The organism is Alkalihalophilus sp. As8PL, from assembly GCF_040939795.1.
Taxonomy (GTDB): domain Bacteria; phylum Bacillota; class Bacilli; order Bacillales; family Bacillaceae_D; genus Alkalihalophilus; species Alkalihalophilus lindianensis.
In genome coordinates, this window is record NZ_CP162551.1 from 3,607,038 (window position 1) to 3,627,079 (window position 20,042).

The window sequence follows — 20,042 nt, forward strand, 5'->3', positions numbered from 1 at the left end:
GGTGATTGTATGAATCTACAAATGAATAATATTTCAATTGATTTTCCGGGTGTGAAAGCTCTTAATAATGCCTATTTTGAAGCGGAGACTGGCACAGCTCATGCTTTAATAGGTGCCAATGGAGCTGGAAAGTCCACACTTATGAAAGTACTATCAGGTGTCTATACTCACCACTCGGGTCAAGTCTATCTAGACGGAAAAGAAGTGACCATCCGCTCACCTAGAGATGCACAAAAGTTAGGAATAGAGATTGTCTATCAAGAAGTAGATACAGCTCTTGTGCCCAACTTAACGGTTGGAGAGAATATTGTACTGAATGAACTGGCCGCTAATAAAGAGAAATCGTTTTTTATGAATTGGAAAAGCGTTAATAGCAAAGCAACCGAAATATTAAGCTCGCTTCATGTTCATTTATCATCACACACTTTAGTGAGCGAATTAACTCTTGCCGAGAAACAAATGGTCCTTATAGCGAGAGCAGTCACCACTGATTGTAAATTTCTAATTTTAGACGAACCGACGGCACCATTAAGCTTATCGGAAACAAAAGAGCTTTTTCGAATCGTTCAAGAACTTAAGCAGAAGGATGTCGGTGTGATTTTTATCTCACACCGCTTACCTGAGCTTTTTGAAATTTGTGATTATATCACTGTAATGCGAAATGGCGCCTATGTGATAAAAGAAGCGATTGCTGATACGACCACGAAAAGGGTAGTAGATCATATGCTAGGAGAACCATTAGAAGAGCAGTTTCCAGTAAGACAAGCCCAATTAGGGGAAGTGATGTTTCGCACTAAAGGGCTCTCAGATGGAGGGAAAGTGAAAGATGTAACGCTCGATGTACGTGAAGGTGAAATTATCGGTGTCGCAGGGTTAGTAGGAGCTGGTAAAACGGAACTGTGTAAGCTATTGTTTGGAGCAACACCAAAGAAAACAGGAGAAATGATGTTGAAGGGAAAATCACTCACTCTTTCTAATCCAACTGATGCGGTGGTAAGTGGGATCGCTTTTGTTCCTGAAGAGAGAAGAAAAGAAGGCGTATTAGTAGAAGAGACGGTTGTAACCAATCTTTCCGCTTCAAGTATGAACCACTTCCTAAAATTCTTTAGCTTCTTGGATTTTAAAAAAGAGAGAGCCAAAGCGGAGGAAATGATTAACGCATTGGGAGTAAAAACACCGAGCACGGAAACATTGGTTAAAAATCTATCCGGTGGAAATCAACAGAAAATAGCGATCGGTAAGTGGCTTATTTCAGATGCAGATCTTTATATTTTTGATGAACCAACCAAAGGGGTAGATGTGGGGGCAAAGAAAGATATTTTCAACTTAATTGCCGGTCTAGCTGACAGAGGGAAATCAGTGATTTACGCCTCTTGTGAACTTTCCGAAGTCATCGGGATTACGGATCGGGTTTATGTGATTTATGACGGGCAGATTTCGAAAGAACTAGCAACAACAACGACGAATGAAGAGGAACTTTTATACCTCTCTACTGGAGGAGATTAACTTGGCACAACTAAACACCGTCCGTCCGAAACCATCTTTTAATATTTTTGATTTTTTATATAAATATGGAACGATTCTCTTAATTTTTGTACTCATTATCGTTTTCGCAGCAGCTAATCCAGCATTCTTGCAGACAAGCAATATTATTACCATCTTAAGGTCGATCTCGATTGTAACGATTATTGCTATTGGTATTACCATCTCTCTTTCTGTTGGTGGCTTTGATTTATCGGTAGGCTCAGTCGCATCACTTGCCAATGCCGTGGTCATCTCGATGTTTGTCTGGTATTCACAGCCGACTTTAATTGCCATTGGAATAGCAATAGCTGCAGCTCTTCTTGTAGGGGCGTTCAATGCCTTTATGATTGTAAAAGTAAAAATACCAGACCTATTAATGACTCTTGCTACGATGTTTATTATTCAAGGGGTTGCTCTTACATATACCAGAGGTGCTACAGTCTCACAGAATATGATTATGGCAGACGGAAGCTATGCTACAGGAACCATCAGCTCTTTTTTTGCAAAGCTCGGTCAAGTGCCTTACATCATTATCATTATGCTTTTTACAGTCTTCATTGTTCATATATTCCTGACTTACACAAAGCACGGTCGGTATTTATATGTTATCGGTGGCAATCAGGAAGCGGCTCGACTTTCGGGAATTCCCGTCAATAAATACAAAGTGATTGCTTACTTACTTTCTGCTTTTTTTGCTGCTCTAGGTGGAGTGATTCTGGCTTCGAGAGTGATGACGGCAGAAATTAATGCGGGTGGTCCTTATTTGATGGATGCTGTCGCCGCAGCATTTATTGGATTTGCCGTATTAGGGGCAGGAAAACCAAATGCATTCGGAACATTTGTAGGGGCTGTTTTAATCGGGATTTTGGCGAACGGACTTGTAATGATGAGCGTTCCCTATTATGCAATGGACATTGTCAAAGGAACCGTCCTCGCTCTAGCCTTGGCACTTACGTATTACAAACTTAAATAACGGAGGGTATGGTATGACAAACTTTACTGTTAGCTATTTTACGATGACCGAAAAAGAAGCCATAGAATACGCAAACTCAAATCTAGATTTCTTTCAGCCTGGGGCAAATCTTACGTGTAAAGAAATAGGAGATGGCAATTTAAATTATGTTTTCAGGATTGTTGACCAACAAACAGGCCAGTCCCTTATTATCAAACAAGCAGGTCCGGTTGCACGTATATCAGATGAATTCAAAGTCTCACCGGACCGAAATCGGATTGAAAGCGAGATCCTGCGCCTTCAAGGGGAATTAGCGCCTGGGTTTGTACCTGAAGTGTATCATTATGACCCAGTCATGAATTGTTGTGCGATGGAAGATTTATCAGACTTTGAAATATTACGTACAGCTTTTTCAACACATAAAACATTCCCTAATCTAGCAGAGCATCTCTCTACTTTTTTAGTAAAAACATTGTTACAGACTTCTGATCTGGTATTGGGTCATAAAGAAAAAAAGGAGCTCGTAAAAACATTCACGAACCCTGAACTTTGTGAGATAACCGAAGACCTCGTTTATACTGAGCCTTTCTACGATTGTCCACGAAATGATGTGTTTCCAGGAACACGTTCTTATGTAGAAAAGGAAATATGGAATGATCCCCATTTAGCATTGGAAACAGCAAAACTGAAATTTGATTTCTTAACGAATACTCAATCGCTCTTACATGGTGATTTCCATACAGGTTCGATTTTTGTAACGGAAGAAGAAACTAAAATCATTGATCCGGAATTCGCTTTTTATGGACCAGCTGGTTATGATCTAGGTAATGTGGTGGCAAATTTAATCTTCGCTTATGTAAATGGTAATAGTGAGATTGAAGACCCTGAAAAGAGAGAAAATTATTTAGGTTATCTGCAGTCTACAATTAAGAAAACGATCGATTTATTTAAAGAGAAATTTGTCATCGATTATAAAGATAAAGTGACTGAAAAAGTAGCGAGTTACGATGGATTTCTTGAACACTATTTAAACGGAATTCTGAGGGATGCCGCAGCCGTCACAGGTTTAGAACTATGTCGGAGAGTGATCGGTATCGCTCATGTTAAAGACCTAACGGATATTACAAACCCTGTAAGACGTGCCGAAGCGGAGATTTTTTGTCTGAAGCTAGGAAAATCCTTTATTTTAAATAGAGGGAATTTTCAGTCTGGTTCGGATTTTACAGAGGCTATTAACAATAATTGAGGAGGGACCACTATGGAGAAAGTTGCAGAAGTTATCCAGTCCGTGAAACTATCCGAAGATCAAAATGGAGTGGTCATATTAGATCAAACGCTCCTACCCGGACTAAAAAAGTATGAAACGCTCACTAGTGCAAATGATGTGTGGGATGCCATCGTTAAGTTAAAAGTAAGAGGAGCACCTGCAATTGGGATAGCTGCAGCATACGGCGTATATTTAGGTGTGAAACAACTAGACCCTCAAAATACAAAAGATCTTCACCAAGGATTTTTACAGGTGAAAGAGTATTTAGCTTCTTCACGACCGACTGCCGTTAATTTATTTTGGGCACTTCGGCGAATGGAAGAGAAGTTGGATCTGACATTAAGCAAGGGACACTCTATTCCAGCTATACTAGAAGAGCTGAGAGAAGAAGCGGAATTGATTCGCCTTGAGGATGAAAAAATATGCGAGGCAATTGGAAAACACGCTTTGACGCTCCTTGAGCCAGGCACAGGCATCCTTACCCATTGCAATGCAGGTGCGATCGCAACTGCCAAGTACGGAACGGCTCTCGCTCCGATTTATTTAGGTCAGCAAGAAGGGTACGATTTCAAAGTATATGCAGATGAAACACGCCCATTATTACAAGGCGCACGCTTAACAGCCTGGGAGCTATCAGAAGCGAAGATCGACGTCACCTTAATCTGTGATAATATGGCTTCCATCGTGATGAGTGAGGGGAAAATTCAAGCTGTTCTCGTCGGCTGTGATCGTGTCGCTGCTAATGGGGATACAGCCAATAAGATTGGAACATCAGGCGTAGCAATTTTAGCTAAACATTACGGCATTCCTTTTTATGTATGTGCACCAACTTCTACGATTGATGTAAACTGCAAGAATGGGCAGGAAATTGTAATTGAAGAGCGCAAGTCTGAAGAAATTACCACCCAATGGTATGCAGAACCGATGGCCCCAAAAGGCGTAAAAACGTATAACCCAGCATTTGATGTAACAAGTCATGAATTAATTACAGCCATTATAACGGAAAACGGAATTATTAGACCAAACTATCAAGAAAACTTAAAAGAGGTTTAGATAGGATGGACCAAGCATAAGGAAAAGGTAGAAACATTAAAAGGTGTCCTCTTAATCATAAGAGCACACCTTTTTCATATCCATTTTATTTGAAGTAATCTAATATGAGAGTGTATCATCTTATTTAGGAAGGTGAAAAGGTGAAGGGATAAAGGAGTTATCATCTCCTTGTAGAATAGTTTAGGTGAATATGAATTCGAGGAGTGATTGAAAATGGGCTTACTTGACGGCTTAATGGGAAATGCTTCTGAAATTAATCTTACTGAAGTGGAAAAAGAACTAGAAGTCATCTTAATCGATGGGGAAGTTATTGAAAAAGGATATAAGCTTATTCGTGATTTATTTATATTTACGAACAGTCGTTTAATTGTAGTTGATAAGCAAGGTATGACGGGGAAGAAAATTGAGTATCACTCAGTTCCATATAAGAGCATTACACATTTCAGCGTAGAAACAGCGGGCACCTTTGATTTAGACGCTGAATTGAAAATTTGGGTATCGAGCACGGCTGAACCACTCAAAAAACAGTTTAAAAAGGATAAAAGTATTTTTGATGTGCAAAAAGCCATTGCCACTTATGTGTTAAAACGATAATCATGTAAATACTAAGACAATAATAATGAAAATGATTCAATATAACTTACCTAGTGAGGGGTGAGTGGCGTGGATGAAAAAGTAATAATTGTCGAGGGGACGAATGATAGGAAGCGCGTGAAAAAAGTATTAAAAGAGCCTATTGACGTCATCTGCACATATGGCACTTTAAGTGTAGAAAAGCTAGAGAATATCGTATTGCCGATTGAAGATAAGGATGTATATATACTTGTTGATGCCGATGATGCTGGAGAACATCTACGGAAGCAGCTGAAAAGAGAGCTGCCAAACGCCACTCATCTATACACTCAAAGAGGATATGGTCAGGTTGAAACTACACCATATGACTACCTTGCCCAAGTATTAAGAGCATATTTTGAAGTGAAGCAGTTGTAAGTAGCGGTAAATTAAAAACAAGAGCCTGGGACAAAAGTATTTTAACTTATGGAAAGTTGAACAATACTGATGCGGTCTATGTATACCGCTCCTGAAATATACTTCGCTTTCCACGGGAAGCTGGTGAGCCTCCTCGTGCTACGCACTGTGGGTCTCATCTCTGCTTTTCATCCCGTAGGGGGTCTACGTATATTTCATCCGCTCATTTAGAACTTCGTTAGTATCCTGAGTTAAACTTCTTAGAAATGTCCTAGCCCAATTTCTCCACATTGATCCTTGTATTCAACACGCACATCAACATTATGCTTTTCATAAAAATGGATGAGTCTGTCTAGATGGTCAAAGACCCTATTTGGCGAGGACGCCTTTGATGTATTGGACGTTTTGATCTTTGGCGTGTTCTTTAATAATCTATGCAAATTGAGCCGTAGCCTTTCATTTCTTCTCTTTTAATGTCGCCGATTTAGATCGTGAGCCCGTCTGCATACTTGGCTTGAATGGAGAAACCCCAAGTGCAAACGGTAGGCTAATTCACAATCATTCAGCATGCCCATAAGACCTAATGTGAGTGCTATATGACTGCAAAAATAATAATAAAAACCCTGTGCTTATAAAGTGTTTAGAAGCGATTATTCGCTTCTTTTTTATTGGGATACGTTTACAGGAACAGGGGAGGTGTTTTCTAGATAGTGGTGGTAAAACCCCCCTTCTTCTCCGTCACCTATGGAAAGAAGAGTATTAGATGATACATTCCTTATATAGGGCATGATAGAGTCCACGCGTATCTTATTTTCTTACATAATATGAATTATAAAGGAATGGAGGTGTAATAATTTTGAGCAAGGACTATTTGCGATGGTCAGAGATTCCTTATGCAGGAGAGTCACAACCACCTACTAATCCGGTTACCCCTTTAGCAGGATCGTGGTCTCTATTCTATCTAAAGCGAGACAAAAAAGGAGAATTTCTTAAACCAGATGGAAGTAAGATGCAACTACCTATAACACATCCTCACATGATTGACTTCGATAAGGAGTTAATGATTGTTAAAAGAACATTAAAAAATCTTACTTTTCTTCAAGAAGAGATTGGTAAATACTACGGTGCTGGAGTACCTACTAAACAGTGGACACCGGTTATTGATCGTTTAATTGATACGTATGAAGTTAGTCCAACGCACGCAGCACGGATATTAGCCACTGTACATTCTGCAATAAATGACACAATGGTTTTAGTATGGGACTTGAAATATCGATGGGATGTAGCAAGACCAAATCAATACGATCAGTCAATGAGAACATTGTTGTGTACACCACGTTTTCCGGCTTATCCGTCAGGTCACGCCACTATGTCAGGTTGTACGGAAGTAGTATTAAGTTACTTTTTCCCAAAAGAAGAAGAAAAACTAAAAAAAATAGCTGAAGAAAATGCACTTAGTCGTTTATATGCAGGAGTTCATTTTCTGTCAGATAATAACGAAGGACTCAGATTAGGAAGATATATCGGAAGCATTATTGTTGACTCTTTGAAAATGCAACACGATAGTGATTTAAATCCAATCGATACTCCTTACACTTCTTTTCGTAATGCTGATATATTTCCAATGAATTATCAACAATTCATTCCTTATGACTTTCCAAAAACATGTACTTCTAAAGTTATAAGTGGAGGACAAGGCAACAATAAAAGCTGTACTATACCAAAACCTCTATTATATCTGGACAAAAAATGTTTTGGGCTTGGTAGTAATTAGCATATTGGATAAGATAAATAGACCTTTAAAGGGTAGCCAAGTGCTACTCTTTCTTTCGTTAGATAGACGTAACGTTAAGCTTGGATAATTTATTAACAAAAATATGAATTTACTGGATAATTTGATATCAAAAAAGCTTAAAGGACATTACGTTTAGAAAGTAAAGGAGGTGGTATTTTAACAAGTTTGATGCAATATGTGATAGTTGTGTTATGTAGAACTGTTACCGTCGGTGATATCTTACTGTAACTGCCTCGTTTATTTTTTTAGGCGACGAAATCAAGAAGTTTACGATATTTTGCCAATTTTTAAAGTGATCAGATTATGACCACTCACATTGAGAGGAGGAAAAAATAAAAAACCCCATTTTACAAATGGGGCTGGCAAACAATTGAACCACCGCAGTTTTCGTGTTCAACACGCACATCAAAATTATGCTTTTCATAAAAATGGATGAGTCTGTCTAGATGATCCCAATCACGTTTGGCGATATCTCCGGTAATGTATTGAACATTTTGGTCAACAGCATGGTTTTTTAAATACTTCATGCAAATCGAACCGTATCCTTTGTTTTCTTCCCCTTTAATATCTCCAATATGAATGGTGTGGTCATCTGCGTACGTTGCTTGGATGGAAAAATCCCAAATGCCGTCGTAGGCAGTTTCACAATTATTAAGCATGATCTTACACTGAGATCCATCATCTAAAATGTACACAATCACCCATTTTTCTTCTTTTGTTTGTTCGATTCCAATGACTTGCCATCTTTTCGAAATTCGTTTCATATTTTCTTGCATGCGAAAAAGTTGAAACTCGAGTTCATCTAAGTCTTGTTGCAGCTCCTCTGGCTCTTTGAGTTCTTCCCTCTCGAGAGTTGCGAGTACCACCCAACCACTCCTTTATTCATCTAGTATTATTGGCTCACACAAGTTCACTATTATAAAGGATGTTACGTATGATTTCAAACAAAAAAAGCTGAACGATTTGTTCAGCTTTTTTCGCCCATGATTTCATCAATCCACTTAAGTAAAGAAGTGGATGTTTCAGCTATTTGATCTGCAGTTGAAATTGTCGCCACACCGTCTCCAGCTTGTTCTCCATACGAACCAAATTGAGCATGATTTCCACCGTCAATGATCGTTTTTTTATGATCATCTGCCCAAAAAGATTGTGCATTCGTATAGGCTTCTTGATTTAAAACCTCATCATTTGATGCCGTAATCGATAAAGAAGGAAGAGCGGAATCGGCCAAGCTACCTTTTTCATCTGGATAAGAAGCGAGGAAGAATACGCCGTCTACTATATCCTCATTGTCAGCCGCGAATCGAGAGGCCATGACTCCACCAAGGGAGTGCCCTCCGATAAAGACAGGCTCATCACCGATTTCATTTAACACATTACTGGCTCTATTCCCACCTAAGACTGCAAGATTAACTGGCATCTTCACAATATAGGAGCGAATGTTTTGCTCGGCAAGTGAATGGGTGAGAGGAGCATAACTCTCTGGTTCGACTAGTCCACCTGGATAAAAAATCAGCGTGCTACTGATGGAATCAGTAGGAGAAAAAGAAATCCAGCTTAACGTATCCTCAATCATTACTTGTTCAGTTGAAATCAGTTTTTCATTTGCTTCGTTACTAGCTTGATAAGGTTGCAAATACCAATACAGAATGGAAGCTAGAAGTATAATGAGGCCTATTAACCATTTCCACCAATGTTTGCGAAATGACATTGCCGCCTCTCCTCTCATGATTACGCATTTGAAAAAGCTACTCAATAAGGTAAAGTGGCTCTTGAACTTAAAGTAATTTAGTGTGAAGTTTAATTCTTAATTCAATTTCTTGAAAAGCTTCTTCAACTAGGTCGTTATTCATCGTGAATGCATACGTTGTGAAATCTGTGTCGATAAGCTCTGGAATGTCACAAATGATGGTGGCGAGCTTTTTACTCATCATTGACGATTCACGACCAACGAGTAATTTCTTTTGGTATCGCTTATAGGCTGGATCAAACTCTTCTTTGTCTAGTTGTTGATAGACTCCTTCAACTGACCCATATTGTTGAATAAGGGGAAGCGCTGATTTTTCACCAACACCCGGACAGCCTGGAATATTGTCACTTTTGTCACCAAGAAGCGCTTTCACATCAATCCATTGTGTAGGAGTAATCCCGTATTCTTCTTGAAAATGTTTATGAGTATATAAGATTTCGCCTTTTTTACTCGCAATAATTTGAGTCGTTCTCTCATCAAGTAATTGAAGCAGGTCACGATCATTACTATAAATGAAACAGTGGCCATCGTTACGTTTTGACCATTGGCAGGCAATGGCTCCAATTGCATCATCGGCTTCATATGGTGGCACCGTTAATTGCATGATACCGATTTTTTCAAGTAGTCGTGTACATGTTTCATATTGTTGAATGAGGGGTGAAGGTAGTTCATTTCTCGTTTCTTTATAAGTAGGTGCATATTGTCTTCTGACAGAGTCCTCGCGCTTAACATCCCATGCAACTGCAACATGGGTGATATCATGCTCAGTAATTAAATTCATTAATTTTTGAAAGAATACACGTAATGCATTCGTATATAAACCTTCGCTATTCGTACTCAGTTGTTCATCACTTTTGCCGTAAGAAGTTGCAAAATAGCCTCTACTAAGTAAGTTGAATCCGTCTATTAATAATAATCTTGGTTGTGTCAATGTTTTATCTCCTTTGAGCCAAAGTCCATTTATTTTAACATGATTGAGGGGGAAAGTGAGGTGGAAGTTTAGAACATTAGACGGATCTTCGGTAATAATGGTAAACTGATGTCAATTTCAATTAGGAGTAAGGAGAATAAGATGACAGTTTTAATGGCCATAGCAGTCTTAACGTGTATTGCAGCACTTATTATTACCTTGTATTTAACGAAAGCTGAAGACCCTAATTATGGAACGAAACGAAGCATCACGAATCTTTCATTCGTCTATCTCATTATCCTACCGATTTTAATCGTTGTGATAGTCGGGATCTGGTGGTTATTCTAATGGAAAGAACATGCCATTGGCATGTTCTTTTTAGATGTCATTTTTATCGACATCATAGGTCCAAAACTGTTCAGTGAAAAATTTGACGGTTGCTTCAGCTTTATCGCCATTTTTTAGCGTGTCTTCAAGCTCTTTCAGCATCCACGCTGTTTGCGAGATATGGGCTTTCATTGCCGCCATTTTTTGCTCAGCAAACGACTCAATTGAATAGACAACATCAGCTTTCCCGATATGTTCTTCATGACCATTTGAAAAAGCAACACAGTGAAGCTTTGGGCGCTGTTCTGTAGGAAGTTTTTTCACTGCACGTACTACCGCTCTTGCAGTGGCTTCATGATCGGGGTGAACAGAGTAGCCAGGGTAGAAGGAGATGATTAAAGAAGGATTCGTATCATTGATTAAATCAGTGACTAAATCGACCATTTCATCGTCATCTTCAAATTCTAATGTCTTATCACGTAACCCCATCATTCTCAAGTCAGTAATTCCAATGGCTTCCGCAGCTTTTTTTAATTCTTCCTTTCGAATTAAAGGAAGAGATTCACGAGTAGCAAAAGGAGGATTTCCTAAGTTCCGCCCCATTTCCCCGAGGGTTAAACAGGCATAAGTAACAGGTGTCCCGTTTGATGTATGCATCGCAATCGTACCAGACACCCCGAAGGCTTCATCATCTGGGTGAGGAAAAATGACAAGTACATGGCTTTCTTTCTTCATATATAAACACTCCTAACGTACATTCATTATTCAAATGGGGTTTTGCTTATTTCAAGAGCTACAGCTAACTTTCCATCAAATCCGTGACCAGCTAGTAAAAGACGCTCTTTCTCATCAAACTCAAAATGAGTAAGACCTTCTGCGTATACCCATCCAATCTCTATTTTTAATCCAGCTCGAAATGGACCTTCTCCAATTAGTTTACCGTGTTCATAATTAACCTTTGCGTTTCTAATATACGCACTAGCTGAGAAAAAGGATTGATCAAAGTGACTAGCATAAGCTCCATTTGTCGTTTCAAGATGTATGTAGACGGGCTGCTTAGCAAATTGATTGATTAACGGTTGTACTTCTTTGATTGTAATTGGTTTCACTGAACAGTCCTCCATGTCGTATGAAATAAATAGTATGTCGTTCATTATACTGCATCACACGAAAGAGTTACAGTGAAACGACTATCAATCGTCAGAAAGGAAAAAGGAAGAAGGTTGTCGAATAGAACATGAGTTAAACAGTTCAAGGAGGAGTTCAAATGAATAAACGAGCGTTGCTTATTGTTGATATGAGTCATGATTTTGTGGCAGATGATGGGGGACTGACGGTAGGGAAGCCAGCTCAAGAAATTGTGTCTGATATGATCAAGACCGCAAATACCTTTCTAGAAAACGAGGACGTAGTAGCTGTTTGTATGGATGCACATACAGAAGATGATCCCCATTTTGAACTGTGGCCAAAGCATAATGTAATCGGTACGAAAGGTCAAAAATTGTACGGTGAACTTGGCACATGGTACGATACATATAAAGAGCATGAGAATCTTTATTATATACCAAAATCAGAATACGATGCTTTTTTTCAAACGGACTTAGAGGAGAAGTTAGTGGCTGCTAATGTGCGGGAGGTTTTTGTGGTCGGGGTCTGTACCGATATCTGCAATTTCCTCACAGTATACGGAGCTTATGCACGTGGCTTTAAGACGTTTGCGATTGAAGATCAAATGGCAACGTTTACTGGTAATCAAGAGATGTTCTTAAAGCAAATGGAAACGATTTTCAAAACAACAATTGTTGAAACAAGTGATGTAGTAAACAAGCTGTAAGGAGGTTTACATAGATCGTGTCAAGACACCAGGATGAGCAAGATGAGTTGAAGAAAGAGGAATACGAAGAACCTCCCTTGGAAGATTTTTTGTTTGAAGAGGAGGAAGAAGATCCTGTACAAGAAGAGCAAAAGAAAAAGCGTCGTCGTTTTATTATACGGTCGATTGCAATCGGAATTAGCTTATTATTAATTGTCAATGTCCTTAGCATTTGGTTGAATGTGTTTAGCCTTGATTCAATAAAATTATTAAGAGGAACCGAACAATACTCTGAAGATGAGATGGTTCAAGAAAGCATGGACTCAGTCGTACTGATTCAAAATCAGCAATCAAGAGGAACGGGCTTTGTGGTTCATTCTGATGGTTTGATTATTTCAAACGATCATGTCGTGGACGGAGCAGGCCCACTTGCTGTGACCTTACCATCAGGTGAACAATATGTAGCGACCATACTTGATAGTGATGAAGAGTTAGATCTCGCCTTATTAGAAATTGATGCTAATGATTTACCCTATTTATCGTTAAGTGAGAGAGAGGCTGATCGTGAAGAGAGAATTTTAGTGATAGGCAATCCATTACTTCAACAACAAATCGTTAATGAAGGGACTGTATTGGAGCAAACGGAAGGGTTTGAAGTCCTTCGCATCTCTGCACCGATTTACGGTGGGCATAGTGGGAGTCCTGTTTTAACTGAAGATGGCGAAGTGATGGGTGTCGTTTATGCAAGGACGGTTCCTGGCTTGTTTGAAAATGAGCCTTCACGTGGCCTTGCTGTACCGATTGAAAAAGTGAAAGAACGCTTTGGAGATCAATTAAATCGTTAAAATGGTGTGAGCAGATTCTGCTCACACCATTCTTTTTAATAATAAAGGTTGCCTTGATGGTCTACATAGACGCTTTTGATAAATGTTCGTTCAAATGGGTATGCTTTTTTTGTTTCACTTTTCACATCGATTGTTAAGGTATAGATCCCTTCCTTTTTAAAAGGAAGACTCATCGTCCCATCGGATGCGATGCTGACTGGTACTGAACGACTCTTTTGCTTGCCGTGTTTATCTGTATAGGTAGCGACGGCTTGGTAAATGGTTTTCTGTTTGTTTATTTTGGAAGAATTCCCTTGGACGTGGAGTTTCTTTATTTGTGTGTCCTCAAAATCAAGTGTAAAGAATTCGTCCACAGAGCTATCGATTACTGCTGTAAGAAGATAGGCCTGATTCTTGGCATGATTTGCTTCTATGCTCCATTGTCCTGGCTTGGGGGCATTAACTTTAAATAGATGATGGAAGGCCCCTTCAAACATCTCGTCATCTGGATATGCAATATCAATCGGGAGCACTTCACCATTTGGACCGTTTAAAGTAAGAGAAGGGAGATGTTGATCACTTAATAAATCGACCGTCATGGAAGTCACTCCATTCTCAATAGTAAATTCTCCTACTTCGCCTGATCCTTGAATCGTGCCTCCACGAACGATTTGGTCACTATGAACGGGATCTACTACATCCATTGACTCTATTGTGGACTCGATAGCCATTCTTTCAGTCGTGAGGTAATTTTGAAACGTTTGAAAGGTAGCATGACCTTCTTTTACAGTCGTATGATTCCAACTTCCAATGGCTAGCTCCTGACTATATGGAAGCTTTGAATGTTTAACGGTGACTGCCCCGTCATTTTGACCATAAGAACGTAAATACAATCCACCCCAGTAAAGTGACGAACCAAAGCTTCCCCAACTTGTTCCTGCAACTGTATAAAAAGGATTGATCCGAGCATGAGGGAGGGGATCCGTTTCACTTCTAAAATACGCCATATAACCTGTTTGCAGAGAATTCGTTGCAGCATTTCTGCCACCGACAATTCCTGCTAACCAACCAGCCCAATTACTATAAGCTAAATCGGCTAGCTCTGAACCATAATGTGGGGTGGATAAGGTGATCACATTAGAAACAAAAGAATGAGCCCCATGATGGACGAGTGCTGATTGAGCATCAATCCCACCTTTACTATGTGTAACGAGTACAAGATCTCGCCCAAAATGCTGATGGATCTCTGCTAACTTCTCTGCAAGTAGAGCCCCGTTTGTCCACATGTCTTCTGTGGGATAGAGATCGATAAAGGCAGTTTCATAGCCTTGTTGGTAGGCTACTTGATACATGTCATTTGCCTCCCACCATGTAGCCGATGAGCTGTTTAAGCCATGTATAAAGACAATTGGAGCCTTTGTCTGGTCAATGAATATAGGGGTATTGCCACTATACCAATGACCGGGAATGCCAGCGTTTCCTTTATCACCAAAAGACCCTGCGAACGTTTTGCTAGGAGAAATGAATAGAATGAGAAGGAGAGCCATTAAAAAGGAATACTTAACCATAAATTACCTCCTTAATAAATGATGGTGTGTTCAAGCCACACCTGAGAAATATATGCATCACTCCCTTTGGTATTAACCATTTATTTTAATTGTCCTGCAAGAAGTTGTCAGATTAGCTTATTTCAAAATGACAGATGACTCTAAGCGCGTTATAATGAAGGAATACATATGAATTGAAACAAGATCTAACATGGAGGGATCACGATGATTTCAGAAGAAATAAAGCAAAATCTTACCCAAAGTTCATGGATTCGAAAAATGTTTGAAGAAGGTCAACGACTAAAAGCCATTCATGGTGCAGATAATGTCTATGACTTCTCATTAGGAAATCCTGTTATTGATCCTCCGAAAGAATATTTCGATGCACTAAGAACGTATGCGAACAACCCGATCTCAGGTGGACATAGCTACATCCCCAACCAAGGGCTAGTGGAAGCAAGAGCGAAAGTGGCAAGTCACTTAGAAGGTCGATACGGAGATATTGGCGTGACTGACCAAACCGTGATTATGACTTCAGGTGCAGCGGGTGCTCTTAATGTCGCATTAAGAAGCATCTTAAATGAAGATGATGAAGTCATCATTTTCACCCCTTTCTTTGTTGAGTATAAATTTTATGTGAATAATGCAAAGGGGAAGGCTGTTTACTGCCCACTTGCTGAAGATTTCACAATTGATTTAGAAGAACTAGCATCAATGATCACGAGTCGTACAAAAGCAGTGATTTTAAATAATCCGCATAATCCGACTGGACAACTTCTCCCGCAAGAGGATCTTCAAAGCTTTAATGCACTTCTTCGTGAAAAAGAAGCTGAGACTGGTGCAATGATTCATGTTTTATATGATGATCCATATAGCCAACTTATTTATGATTATGATGCGCCTAACCCATTCGCAGCGATTGAGCGATTATTCTATGTATCATCGTTCAGTAAAGATTTAGGACTTGCTGGGGAACGTCTTGGCTACTTAGCAATTGACGGGCGAATGGATGGAGCAGGGGATTATATGGCAGCGTTCGTATTTGCTAACCGTACGTTAGGGTTTGGAAATGCTTCCGTTACCGTGCAACGAATGATCAGCCAATTGCCAACATTAACGCAAGAGCAAGCAGGCTATAAGGAACGCCGTAATGCAATGGTAGACGTGTTAACAGATGCAGGTTTTGAATTTGTGGAGCCAAAAGGTGGATTCTTTATTTTTCCGAAATCGCCATTAGCAGATGATACGGCATTCTGTAAACTAGCAGCAGAGAAATTTAACATTCTATTAGTTCCTGGAGCGGGCTTTGGTAGAGAAGGACATTTCCGCCTTTCTTATAGTGTGTCACCGAAACAAATTGAACGCTCTCGTGAGGCATTCAAAGCATTATTTGAAGAGTGTAAGATAGCGAACGAAAAATAAGAATGGGAATAGGAGTTTTTTGATGTTTATCGTCCATTCAACATTCAACGTCCCAGATGAAAAAGCAAATGAAGTGATTGATATCTACCGTAATCGCTCAGGTCTCGTCGATCAGGCTACAGGTTTTCAACGATTTCGATTGTTGCAAAATGACAAGAGAGCTGGAGAGATCACGGTTGAAATAGAGTGGGATACGAAAGAGAATTATTTAAGATGGGTGCGTAGTGCAGAATTTAAGCATATTCATGATCTTGAAAAGAAGTATCCAGACCAAGAGTTAGCAGCTGTTATTCCAAAAGTAAGACAATTTGAGGTGGTGATTGATTGATTCCATTTCCGTATCCAGAATATCATCCAATTATTGATGAAATTACAAAAGAAATTTATCAAGCCTTTCCTGAATTGAATGAAAAATACGGTGAGGCAGGGAGAAAGAAATGTCGTGAAGACAATCAACATCATTTCCACACATTAGAGACGGCTTATCAAATGGATCAAGAGAAGATCTTTGTTGATTATGCCCTCTGGCTTAATGGTATTTTAGTGAAGCATGGGATGTCGCCTAAGCATTTAATCGATAACTTTGAGCGAATTGCACGATTAATCCACGACAAAGTAGAAGAGGATAAAGAGGAGATCTTTATTCAATACCTTCAAGCAGGAATTAAAGCGATTCTAAAAAGCAATGAAGGGGAAGTACTCGGCTGATGCCGGGTACTTTTTTACAAAGGAATAGAAGAGGGGATCATGTGTTTAAAGGGCTTGTCATTTTTTCAATGTGTTTATTATTTCTACTCTATTCGTTTTTTCCAATAAATCTAATCGAACTGACTCTCTCGATTTTGGCGGCTATCATATTGCTGTCTGTGATTAATCAGGTGAAGGTACCTCAAAAAATGATCAGTTTGATCCTATTACTTTCTGGAATCAGTATATATGTTCTAATGAATGTACATATAACAGATGCTTTGCAAGGTTTGTTGCGTAATCTGCCACTTTTATCTTTATTACTACTCGTGCCCCTGTTAGCGATTCCGATGAAAATAAGTGGCTATTTAGAATCGACCTATCATTATTTAAGCAAGTGGCAAAATGATTCGAATAAAGCATTTATGGGGCTCACCTCTTTATTATCCTTACTTGCCCCTGTTTTAAATATGGGTTCTGTTCGATTGGTTCATGAGGTAGCAAGAGATGTACAGTTTCCTACAAAGCTTCTTGGGAAATCTTATTTTATTGGCTTTTCAACTGCCATGCTCTGGTCTCCTTATTTTGCATCAGTTGCCTTAGTACTCGTTTCCGTTAACGTCCGGGTCACCGATTATATACTAGTCGGATTAGGGTATGCGGTTATTCAATTGGGGCTTGGCATGCTATTATTTCGATTTGCGAAATTAGAGAATGAAGTGGAAAGAATAGAAGCTATACCGAACGCTACTAATAATGAATCACTCCACAGATTAAACATTGTGAAACTCATTTCAATGATTGTAGGAATGATAGTTAGTCTATTAGTATTGGAATCCTTTACTACCTTATCAATGCTTGTCTTAGTGTCCTTAATTTCTCTTATCATTCCTATTTTGTGGTGGATAGGCAGTAAACAAAAAAGCAGAATGAAGGATGCCTTTCAAGAGTATTTGCTAAGTATCAGTTCCAAAAGTCAAAACGAAATTGTCTTATTTTTAAGTGCTGGTTTTTTTGGTAGTGCGATCGCATATACCTCCGTAGCAAGGATTATTGAAACAACCATGGGCTGGGCGTCATCTGTTTCATTGTTATTTTTTATAGGATTAGTGGTTGTGATCGTTAGCTTGTTTGCAATGGCTGGAGTACATCAAATCATTATCGTACCTTTACTTGCTATGTATGCGGGCACAGATGTAACGGGCATCACGCCAGTTGCTCTCGCTGTCATCTTTTTAATGGCATGGGCCCTTTCTTCAATTTTAAGTCCTTTGAATGCGATTAATATGTTAGTGAGTTCTTTGCTTGGTCGTAGTGGCTTTACAACAGGGATGAAATGGAATGGAGTCTATTTATTCTTGTTGTTTGTTGTAGGGGTTCTGATGGCGTATAGTATTCAACTACTCAGCTAAACAAACCGCCCACTTCATTGAAAGAAGGGGGCGGGGACCATCTAAGCTACTATTTAGTCCTCAATCACGCGATTTTTAAAAGCCTCTTTTGTAGCCAAAAAGCCATCTTCTTCTGGTGTTTTATGATCGTTATTTTTCGATTCTTTCATTTCGCTTCCTTCAGGAAATGCACCGGGATGACTTTTTTTCTTATGATTAAAGTTTTGTCCTCTTGCCAATACCATGACCCCCTTAAAATGTTTTCAACATTAGTCTTTTCATTATAAGTTTTCCTTATGCATTGGCTGAATGAATTGTCTGATACAATCAAAAGTGATGTGACCCAACAAAAGAAAACCTAGCTAAAGGTAGCTTTTCCTTTATAATGTGTAGAGAATGTCATTAGCTCAGTAAAGGTTGGATAAAGATTGGAAATTTATAAGCAAAAACCTATTAATTATTTATACATGTACAATTTTCATGAGGACGAGACTTCCTTATGTCACTTGGAGATGCGCTCGTTGTTTGGAATAGATACTTCATTATCAATTCTGGAGAGTTCAAAGCGAATTGATCCAAGTCGAAGTCCGTTCATAAAGGCAAGAATCGATGTGAGTCATAAAGGGGTAAGTTTGTCTGATATGAAGCAGCAAATAAAAGGCTTAGAGATACAGGACAGTACATTCAAAATCACCTATGTGAAAAATGAGGATTTAGAGGTAAATGAAACGGCTAGGTTTGAAGAAAGACGTAAGATAGAGCGAGAAATTGGCTTGCTTGTCCAAGGTCAAGTCGATCTTCTTAACCCTGAAATCATTTTCGGAATTATGAAAGTAAGAGATGGCTGGGTATTTGGCAGGTATATCAAGAGCGAATCAGTTTGGTTAAAGCATCAAAAGAAACCACAAAATTATTCCACAGCTCTAAGTACACGAGTGGCAAGAGCTGTTGTGAATATTGCCACACCTCATCCTGAGGGAATAAAAATGATCGACCCGTGTTGCGGGGCTGGAACGGTGCTTATTGAAGCGTTATCGATGGGAATGGATATCGTAGGAAGCGACCTGAATCCACTTGTAACAACGAGTGCGAGGAAAAATATAGCTCATTTTGGCTTTGAATGTGAGGTTGCTCTATGCGATCTACGTGACGTGACTGGAAGATATGATGTTGTCATAATTGATATGCCTTATAACTTGTGCTCAGTCCTCACACAAGAAGAACAACTAGACATGCTTCAAAGTGCTCGTAAACTGGCTAAGAAAATGGTCGTGATTACGATTGAGAACATTGATTCCTTAATCGAACAGGCCGATTTTATAATTATAGATAGAGGTGTGGCCAAAAAATCGACGTTTTCAAGACAAGTGATTGTCTGTCAATAAAACGGCATGATGCAACCTGACCAATTTTTTTAGTCTCTAAACTTTAATAATGAGGTGCCGATTTGTGAATATGATTTTATACGATTTAATTTTAGTAGTATTTGGTATTGTTCTTGGGGTGTTCATCGCTGAACCTTTAAAAAATATTTTTACTGGAAAGCATAAGGAAGAGGCGAGACAGAAAAAAAGGGTCAAATTGTTATTAGCTATTAGGGAGAACAAAACGAAGATTCCCCCTACAACAGAGGAACTAGCAGAAAAGGTATTTTCGGGAAAACTTGACATAAAAGCGGTAGAGAAGCTTTTAAAGGAAGTGGAAGACACAGGTTTAATTAAGGGAGTCTCCAGTAAAGGAGAGGGTATCGAAAAGACAACGTGGGTGTATGTTAAGAAGCATTGAAATTGAATAAGTTAGGTGGGGAATGG

Annotated in this window: 23 protein-coding genes; 16 read left to right on the forward strand and 7 right to left on the reverse strand. The window is 39.2% G+C overall.

Going from position 1 to position 20,042, the window contains the following annotated elements; translation table 11 throughout:
• Positions 1–9: 9 nt before the first annotated feature.
• From AB3N04_RS19765 to AB3N04_RS19795, 7 genes are all read left to right on the forward strand, one after another.
• Positions 10–1,506, forward strand: a complete 1,497-nt coding sequence (locus AB3N04_RS19765; RefSeq protein WP_368504264.1) for a sugar ABC transporter ATP-binding protein — start codon at positions 10–12, stop codon at positions 1,504–1,506.
• 1 nt (position 1,507) lies between these two features.
• Positions 1,508–2,497 (forward strand): ABC transporter permease, encoded by a 990-nt coding sequence (locus tag AB3N04_RS19770; RefSeq protein ID WP_368504265.1) that lies wholly within the window; start codon positions 1,508–1,510, stop codon positions 2,495–2,497.
• Between the two features lie 13 nt (positions 2,498–2,510).
• Positions 2,511–3,722 carry an S-methyl-5-thioribose kinase gene (mtnK, locus tag AB3N04_RS19775; RefSeq protein ID WP_368504266.1) on the forward strand — a complete coding sequence of 404 codons (1,212 nt, stop codon included), beginning with the start codon at positions 2,511–2,513 and terminating at the stop codon, positions 3,720–3,722.
• A gap of 12 nt (positions 3,723–3,734) precedes the next feature.
• Positions 3,735–4,796, forward strand: coding sequence for an S-methyl-5-thioribose-1-phosphate isomerase (mtnA, locus tag AB3N04_RS19780; RefSeq protein ID WP_368504267.1), 1,062 nt, complete (start codon positions 3,735–3,737; stop codon positions 4,794–4,796).
• Positions 4,797–5,009: 213 nt separating this feature from the next.
• Positions 5,010–5,390: a PH domain-containing protein gene (locus AB3N04_RS19785; RefSeq protein WP_368504268.1), complete on the forward strand. Its 381-nt coding sequence runs from the start codon at positions 5,010–5,012 to the stop codon at positions 5,388–5,390.
• A 69-nt stretch (positions 5,391–5,459) separates the two neighbouring features.
• Positions 5,460–5,786: a toprim domain-containing protein gene (locus AB3N04_RS19790; protein WP_368504269.1), complete on the forward strand. Its 327-nt coding sequence runs from the start codon at positions 5,460–5,462 to the stop codon at positions 5,784–5,786.
• Between the two features lie 835 nt (positions 5,787–6,621).
• Positions 6,622–7,539, forward strand: coding sequence for a vanadium-dependent haloperoxidase (locus AB3N04_RS19795; RefSeq protein WP_368504270.1), 918 nt, complete (start codon positions 6,622–6,624; stop codon positions 7,537–7,539).
• Positions 7,540–7,907: 368 nt separating this feature from the next.
• Here the strand turns inward: AB3N04_RS19795 and AB3N04_RS19800 are convergent, their stop codons facing one another.
• The 3 genes from AB3N04_RS19800 to AB3N04_RS19810 all read right to left on the reverse strand — a co-directional run bounded on the left by AB3N04_RS19800 (position 7,908) and on the right by AB3N04_RS19810 (position 10,241).
• On the reverse strand, positions 7,908–8,426 hold the full coding sequence (locus AB3N04_RS19800) for a hypothetical protein (RefSeq protein WP_368504271.1): 519 nt from the start codon (positions 8,424–8,426) through the stop codon (positions 7,908–7,910).
• A gap of 101 nt (positions 8,427–8,527) precedes the next feature.
• On the reverse strand, positions 8,528–9,271 hold the full coding sequence (locus AB3N04_RS19805; protein ID WP_368504272.1) for an alpha/beta hydrolase: 744 nt from the start codon (positions 9,269–9,271) through the stop codon (positions 8,528–8,530).
• Between the two features lie 67 nt (positions 9,272–9,338).
• Positions 9,339–10,241 (reverse strand): 5'-3' exonuclease H3TH domain-containing protein, encoded by a 903-nt coding sequence (locus AB3N04_RS19810; protein WP_368504273.1) that lies wholly within the window; start codon positions 10,239–10,241, stop codon positions 9,339–9,341.
• 141 nt (positions 10,242–10,382) lie between these two features.
• Between AB3N04_RS19810 and AB3N04_RS19815 the strand changes: the two genes are divergently transcribed.
• Positions 10,383–10,568 carry a BshB3 potential contributor to bacillithiol synthesis gene (locus tag AB3N04_RS19815; RefSeq protein ID WP_317121003.1) on the forward strand — a complete coding sequence of 62 codons (186 nt, stop codon included), beginning with the start codon at positions 10,383–10,385 and terminating at the stop codon, positions 10,566–10,568.
• A 30-nt stretch (positions 10,569–10,598) separates the two neighbouring features.
• Here AB3N04_RS19815 and bshB2 read toward each other — a convergent pair whose 3' ends face one another.
• Both bshB2 and AB3N04_RS19825 read right to left on the reverse strand, forming a co-directional pair.
• Positions 10,599–11,282 carry a bacillithiol biosynthesis deacetylase BshB2 gene (bshB2, locus tag AB3N04_RS19820; protein ID WP_368504274.1) on the reverse strand — a complete coding sequence of 228 codons (684 nt, stop codon included), beginning with the start codon at positions 11,280–11,282 and terminating at the stop codon, positions 10,599–10,601.
• A gap of 26 nt (positions 11,283–11,308) precedes the next feature.
• Positions 11,309–11,656, reverse strand: a complete 348-nt coding sequence (locus AB3N04_RS19825; protein WP_368504275.1) for a YojF family protein — start codon at positions 11,654–11,656, stop codon at positions 11,309–11,311.
• Positions 11,657–11,814: 158 nt separating this feature from the next.
• Here AB3N04_RS19825 and AB3N04_RS19830 point away from each other — a divergent pair, with 158 nt between their 5' ends.
• Both AB3N04_RS19830 and AB3N04_RS19835 read left to right on the forward strand, forming a co-directional pair.
• The gene (locus AB3N04_RS19830) at positions 11,815–12,381 is read left to right on the forward strand and encodes a cysteine hydrolase family protein (RefSeq protein ID WP_368504276.1); all 567 of its coding nucleotides are present in this window, start codon (positions 11,815–11,817) and stop codon (positions 12,379–12,381) included.
• A gap of 17 nt (positions 12,382–12,398) precedes the next feature.
• Positions 12,399–13,205, forward strand: a complete 807-nt coding sequence (locus tag AB3N04_RS19835) for a serine protease (protein WP_368504277.1) — start codon at positions 12,399–12,401, stop codon at positions 13,203–13,205.
• A gap of 35 nt (positions 13,206–13,240) precedes the next feature.
• Here AB3N04_RS19835 and AB3N04_RS19840 read toward each other — a convergent pair whose 3' ends face one another.
• Complete coding sequence (locus tag AB3N04_RS19840) at positions 13,241–14,752, reverse strand: esterase/lipase family protein (protein ID WP_368504278.1); 1,512 nt, start codon at positions 14,750–14,752, stop codon at positions 13,241–13,243.
• A 204-nt stretch (positions 14,753–14,956) separates the two neighbouring features.
• Between AB3N04_RS19840 and AB3N04_RS19845 the strand changes: the two genes are divergently transcribed.
• The 4 genes from AB3N04_RS19845 to AB3N04_RS19860 are packed head-to-tail and all read left to right on the forward strand — an operon-like array spanning position 14,957 to position 18,252.
• A complete protein-coding gene (locus AB3N04_RS19845; protein ID WP_368504279.1) occupies positions 14,957–16,153 on the forward strand; it encodes a pyridoxal phosphate-dependent aminotransferase in 1,197 nt (398 codons plus the stop codon).
• 22 nt (positions 16,154–16,175) lie between these two features.
• Entirely contained in the window at positions 16,176–16,481 is a 306-nt protein-coding gene (locus AB3N04_RS19850) for an antibiotic biosynthesis monooxygenase (RefSeq protein WP_368504280.1), read from the forward strand.
• Positions 16,478–16,861, forward strand: coding sequence for a hypothetical protein (locus AB3N04_RS19855; RefSeq protein WP_368504281.1), 384 nt, complete (start codon positions 16,478–16,480; stop codon positions 16,859–16,861). Before AB3N04_RS19850 ends, AB3N04_RS19855 begins: the two co-directional genes overlap by 4 nt.
• 41 nt (positions 16,862–16,902) lie before the next feature.
• The gene (locus AB3N04_RS19860) at positions 16,903–18,252 is read left to right on the forward strand and encodes a hypothetical protein (protein WP_368504282.1); all 1,350 of its coding nucleotides are present in this window, start codon (positions 16,903–16,905) and stop codon (positions 18,250–18,252) included.
• Between the two features lie 53 nt (positions 18,253–18,305).
• Here the strand turns inward: AB3N04_RS19860 and AB3N04_RS19865 are convergent, their stop codons facing one another.
• Positions 18,306–18,470: a hypothetical protein gene (locus AB3N04_RS19865; RefSeq protein WP_368506113.1), complete on the reverse strand. Its 165-nt coding sequence runs from the start codon at positions 18,468–18,470 to the stop codon at positions 18,306–18,308.
• Between the two features lie 273 nt (positions 18,471–18,743).
• On the opposite strand from AB3N04_RS19865, the gene AB3N04_RS19870 reads away from it, so the two are divergent.
• Both AB3N04_RS19870 and AB3N04_RS19875 read left to right on the forward strand, forming a co-directional pair.
• The gene (locus AB3N04_RS19870; RefSeq protein WP_368506107.1) at positions 18,744–19,616 is read left to right on the forward strand and encodes a TRM11 family methyltransferase; all 873 of its coding nucleotides are present in this window, start codon (positions 18,744–18,746) and stop codon (positions 19,614–19,616) included.
• 70 nt (positions 19,617–19,686) lie between these two features.
• A complete protein-coding gene (locus tag AB3N04_RS19875; RefSeq protein ID WP_368506108.1) occupies positions 19,687–20,016 on the forward strand; it encodes a hypothetical protein in 330 nt (109 codons plus the stop codon).
• Positions 20,017–20,042 lie beyond the last annotated feature (26 nt).

Excerpts from the sequence above, each read along its gene's own strand:
- AB3N04_RS19765 (WP_368504264.1), top strand. The coding sequence starts at position 10 with ATGAATCTACAAATGAATAATATTTCAATTGATTTTCCGGGTGTGAAA.
- mtnK (WP_368504266.1), top strand. The coding sequence starts at position 2,511 with ATGACAAACTTTACTGTTAGCTATTTTACGATGACCGAAAAAGAAGCC.
- mtnA (WP_368504267.1), top strand. The coding sequence starts at position 3,735 with ATGGAGAAAGTTGCAGAAGTTATCCAGTCCGTGAAACTATCCGAAGAT.
- AB3N04_RS19785 (WP_368504268.1), top strand. The coding sequence starts at position 5,010 with ATGGGCTTACTTGACGGCTTAATGGGAAATGCTTCTGAAATTAATCTT.
- AB3N04_RS19805 (WP_368504272.1), bottom strand. The coding sequence starts at position 9,271 with ATGTCATTTCGCAAACATTGGTGGAAATGGTTAATAGGCCTCATTATA.
- AB3N04_RS19815 (WP_317121003.1), top strand. The coding sequence starts at position 10,383 with ATGACAGTTTTAATGGCCATAGCAGTCTTAACGTGTATTGCAGCACTT.
- bshB2 (WP_368504274.1), bottom strand. The coding sequence starts at position 11,282 with ATGAAGAAAGAAAGCCATGTACTTGTCATTTTTCCTCACCCAGATGAT.
- AB3N04_RS19830 (WP_368504276.1), top strand. The coding sequence starts at position 11,815 with ATGAATAAACGAGCGTTGCTTATTGTTGATATGAGTCATGATTTTGTG.
- AB3N04_RS19840 (WP_368504278.1), bottom strand. The coding sequence starts at position 14,752 with ATGGTTAAGTATTCCTTTTTAATGGCTCTCCTTCTCATTCTATTCATT.
- AB3N04_RS19845 (WP_368504279.1), top strand. The coding sequence starts at position 14,957 with ATGATTTCAGAAGAAATAAAGCAAAATCTTACCCAAAGTTCATGGATT.
- AB3N04_RS19850 (WP_368504280.1), top strand. The coding sequence starts at position 16,176 with ATGTTTATCGTCCATTCAACATTCAACGTCCCAGATGAAAAAGCAAAT.
- AB3N04_RS19870 (WP_368506107.1), top strand. The coding sequence starts at position 18,744 with ATGCGCTCGTTGTTTGGAATAGATACTTCATTATCAATTCTGGAGAGT.
- AB3N04_RS19875 (WP_368506108.1), top strand. The coding sequence starts at position 19,687 with ATGATTTTATACGATTTAATTTTAGTAGTATTTGGTATTGTTCTTGGG.